The organism is Pseudomonas sp. RIT623 (genome assembly GCF_004519305.1).
Lineage (GTDB): Bacteria > Pseudomonadota > Gammaproteobacteria > Pseudomonadales > Pseudomonadaceae > Aquipseudomonas.
Genome location: NZ_SOZA01000082.1, coordinates 1 through 1323, shown reverse-complemented (window position 1 = coordinate 1323; position 1323 = coordinate 1). Strand labels below are relative to the sequence as shown.

Annotated in this window: 1 protein-coding gene; it reads left to right on the top strand. The window is 55.6% G+C overall.

Going from position 1 to position 1323, the window contains the following annotated elements; translation table 11 throughout:
• Positions 1 to 54: 54 nt before the first annotated feature.
• A protein-coding gene (locus tag E3U47_RS24735) for an IS3 family transposase (protein WP_134694189.1) occupies positions 55 to 1274 on the top strand; the annotation gives its coding sequence in 2 pieces (ribosomal slippage) (positions 55 to 403 and positions 403 to 1274; 1221 coding nt in all).
• The last annotated feature ends 49 nt before the right edge of the window (positions 1275 to 1323 follow it).

Genomic DNA, 1323 nt, shown 5'->3' with positions numbered 1-1323 from the left:
TGTCCCGTCCTGAATAAGGTTTACACCTCTCATCCCGAATTTCCGGAGAGTCAGATGGAGCAAGGTGTAAAGCGCACACAGCGAGATTACTCACTGTCTTTTAAATTGGCGGTGGTTGATCAGATCGAAAAAGGCGAACTGACCTACAAGCAGGCCCAGGAACGGTATGGCATCCAGGGCCGGTCGACGGTTCTGGTATGGTTGCGTAAGCACGGTCGGCAGGATTGGAGCCAAGGGGCATCGATCCGAGCCGAGAGGAGCTGCGCGATGTCTGACCCCAAACCGCTCACTCCAGAGCAGCGGATCAAAGAGCTTGAGCAGCAGCTTGAGCTGATGAGCCAGAAGGCCCAGTTCTTCGAGACGGTCGTTGATGTTCTGAAAAATGACTATGGTGTTTCGGTCGTAAAAAAGCGATCCGGCAAGTCCTCTCGCAAGGCCGAGTCGCAGGACTGAGCATTGCCAGGGCTTGTCAGTTTCTAGGCATCAGTCGACAGGCTTACTACAAACGCAACCGAGCCGCTGATGGCAAAGAACGCCAGGCAGACCGGGTGGTTGAGTTTGTACAGCAAGTCCGAATGCGCCAGCCCCGTCTGGGTACCCGCAAGCTGCACTATCTGCTGCATTGCCAACCTGACAGACGATTCCAGGTCGGCCGAGATAGGCTGTTCCAGGTCTTGGGAGAGCGCCGTTTGCTCGTACTGCCTAAGCGGGCCTACCACAAGACAACACAAAGCTTTCATCGCTTCTACCGCCATCCCAACTTGCTCAAGCCCGGGCCAAGCCAGATTGTTCCGACAAGGCCGGAACACGTCTGGGTGGCCGACATTACTTACCTGCCTGCACGTAACGGCCCGCTATACCTGAGCCTGATAACGGATGCGTACTCCAGGAAAATCGTTGGCCACCACGTCCATGAAAGCCTGCATGCCGAGTCGGTGGCGCAAGCTTTCAAGCAGGCATTACGGAAGCGACGTCATCGCCAGCCATTAGTCCACCATTCGGATCGAGGCATCCAATACTGCTCGGCGCTATACCAGTCACTGCATCAACGGCACGGCGTTCAGTGCTCCATGACCGATGGGTATGACTGCTACCAGAACGCGCTGGCCGAGCGAATCAACGGAATCCTCAAGATGGAGCTGCTGTTGAGTAGCCCTGCAGATCTGGAGCAAGCGAGGCAGATGGTTGACGAGGCAGTGCAGATCTACAACACAGAACGGCCTCATATGGCCCTGAAAAACAAAACGCCCGATGCTGTGCATCGGGCGTTTTGAGGCCTGTCGGCCTAGCTGAACAGGTGTAAACCTATTTCAGGACTAGACA